The 2,691-nt window shown below is 68.7% G+C and carries 3 protein-coding genes; all 3 read right to left on the reverse strand.

Annotated elements, in window-relative coordinates:
- Positions 1-1,310 (reverse strand): DNA primase (gene dnaG / locus D7V80_RS40630; RefSeq protein ID WP_120593112.1); only part of this gene is annotated, 1,310 nt, incomplete at its 3' end.
- A 269-nt stretch (positions 1,311-1,579) separates the two neighbouring features.
- A complete protein-coding gene (locus D7V80_RS40635; RefSeq protein WP_014395135.1) occupies positions 1,580-2,038 on the reverse strand; it encodes a GatB/YqeY domain-containing protein in 459 nt (152 codons plus the stop codon).
- A 107-nt stretch (positions 2,039-2,145) separates the two neighbouring features.
- Positions 2,146-2,340, reverse strand: a complete 195-nt coding sequence (rpsU, locus tag D7V80_RS40640) for a 30S ribosomal protein S21 (protein WP_014395136.1) — start codon at positions 2,338-2,340, stop codon at positions 2,146-2,148.
- Positions 2,341-2,691: the final 351 nt, after the last annotated feature.

Genomic DNA, 2,691 nt, shown 5'->3' on the forward strand with positions numbered 1-2,691 from the left:
GGGTTGGGGTGGGAGGGCTTGGGGGTGGGGGGCGGCTTGTACTGGAGCGACGATTCAATCTGCGCCGGCATCCAGCCGAAGTGCCCCGCCAGGGCGCTGATGAGCGCCGAGCGCGTCAGGCCCGGAGGCACCTGGGAGGTGACGGGCTTGAGCCGCTCCAGGGCGGACATCTTCTCCTCGAAGCTCGCCTGCTTGCCCGCGGGGAGCAGGGTGGCGAAGAGGTAGGCGGTGAGGGGCTGGGCGCCCTCCAGCAGACGCTCCACGCCGTCGGTGCCCTCGCGGCGGGCGAACACGTCCGGGTCATCTCCCTGCGGCAGGAGCGCCACCCGGGTGGGGGCGCCGGCGGCGAGCAGGGGACCGGCCAGCCGCTCCACGGCGGCGAGGCCCGCGGAGTCTCCGTCCAGGAGCAGCACCAGGTCGCGGGCCTCCGCGCGCTTGAGCACCTGGAGGTGCCCGGCGGTGAGGTTGGTGGAGCACAGGGCCACCGCGTTGCGCACGCCCACCTGGTGCAGGCCGATGCAGTCGAAGTACCCCTCCACGAGCACGGCCGTCTTGCGCTTGTGGATGTCGTCGCGCGCCTGGTCCATGCCGAAGAGCGTCTCGCTCTTGTTGTAGAGCCGGGACTCGCGCGAGTTGAGGTACTTGGGCCCGTCCTCCGCCGCGACCAGCCGGCCGCCGAAGGCGATGGGCCGTCCCTCCGGCGCGCGGATGGGCACCATCAGGCGGCTGCGGAAGAAGTCGATGCAGCCATCCCCGCTGTTCCGCTTGGTGATGAGCCCTGCCTTCAGGCCCCACTCCAGCATGCCGTTCTTCTGGAAGCGGTCCGCCAGGAGGCTCCACTGCGCGGGCGCCCACCCCAGGCCGAAGCCCTGGGCCACCTCTTCCGACACGCCACGGCTGGCCAGGTAGGCGCGCGCGGCGCGGCCTTCATCCTCGTGCCAGAGCAGGCCGCGGAAGTGCTCCGCGGCGAAGTCCGTGGCCTCCTTGACCTGCTGACGCTCCTTGAGGCCGGGATCCTGCGCGGCCTCCAGGTCGATGCCCACTTCCTGGGCCAGGTCGCGCACGGCGTCCTGGAACGTCTTGCCCAGGTAGCGCTGGATGAAGGACACCGCGTCGCCGCTCGCTCGGCAGCCGTGGCAGAAATAGAAGCGCTTCTCCGGCACCACGTAGAAGGACGGCGTCTTCTCCTGGTGGAAGGGGCAGCGGCCCTTGAACTCACGGCCGGCCTTCTTGAGTTCCACGTGACGGGATACCAGCGACACGATGTCCACGCGGTCGAGGACCTCCTGGATCTTGTGCTCCGGAATCACGACGCCCCTCCATCCATCCGCATGAGCGCGGCCTTCCGCCCGCCATCCTGACGGCCCCCTCTGACGCAAACGGACGGAAGCTGGGACACGGCGCGCACTCCTGATGGCTGCCCGCTCGCCTCCCGGAGTGGGGGACGGGCGGAAGAGGCCTTGAGGATCAGCGCTTAATGGGCAGCGGGCGAGGGATCAAAAAATCCGCTTCGAGCCCGGGGTGGGGAGGGCACCTGGGACACACTCCCGGCGCCCCTTCCCCTGGAATCACGGGTGCTTCAGGACAGCTTCGCCAGCTGGGCCTTCACTTCTTCGGAGATGGCCTTGCCCTCGGCCTTGCCCTGGACCTTGGGGTTCACGTTCTTCATGACCGCGCCCATGTCCTTGGGGCCCTTGGCGCCGACCTCGGCGATGGCGGCCTGGACGGCGGCGGTGAGCTCTGCCGGGGTGAGCTGCTGGGGCAGGTAGCGCTGCAGGACGGAGATCTCCTGCTCTTCCTTCTCCGCCAGCTCCGGGCGGCCTCCGGCCTTGAACTGCTCGACGGAGTCGCGGCGCTGCTTGATGAGGGTGGCGATGACCTGCTGGATGCCCGCGTCGTCCAGCTCGCTGGCTCCCGGCTCGACCTCCTTGTACTTCACGGCGCTCTTGAGCATGCGCACCACGCTCAGGGTCAGCTCGTCCTTGGCCTTCATCGCGTCCTTCAGGTCCGCGGTCAGGCGCTCTTTCAGGGTGGTCATGTCGGGATTCCTCACGGGCGGGGAAAAGGGTCGCCGCGCCAGCGGATGGGACGGCGGGAGCCAGGGCACCTGACTGCTGGAGCCCCGGCTCCTCACTGCGGGCCTGCTTAGTACGACTTGCGGGCCTTCTTCACAGCGCGCTTCTTGGCGGCGAGGGCCTTCTTCTTCCGCTTCACGGAAGGCTTCTCGTAGTGCTCGCGCTTGCGGATCTCGGAAAGGATTCCGGCCTTCTCGGTGGCCTTCTTGAAGCGCTTGAGAGCGCTTTCGATGGACTCACCTTCCTTCACTCGAATACCGGGCATGCAGTCACCTCCTTCCGCCTAGCTGGATGCAATCTGGAAATCTTCAGAGGGTCGGGGGGGTATGGCGCAGCGGGCCGGAAAAGGCAAGGAGACCCGCACGGAAAGGATGGGCCGGGTGCGCTAGAGTGTCCGGAGCGTGTCCCGCCTCCTTCTCCTGGTCCTCCTGCTGGCGGCCAGCCCCTCCCGGGCTGGCACGGTCGCTTCCGAGTGCTGGGCCTCCTGCCGCCGCCACGTCGCGGATCAGTCCCTGCGCGCGCGGACCTGCGGCGCCTGCGTCACCGGGGGACGGGTGGACAGCTGGGTGGCGTCCCTGGGGACCTGTCTCTTATACACCTCTCCGAGCCCACGAGA

The organism is Corallococcus sp. CA054B (assembly GCF_003611625.1).
Classification (GTDB): Bacteria; Myxococcota; Myxococcia; order Myxococcales; family Myxococcaceae; genus Corallococcus; species Corallococcus coralloides.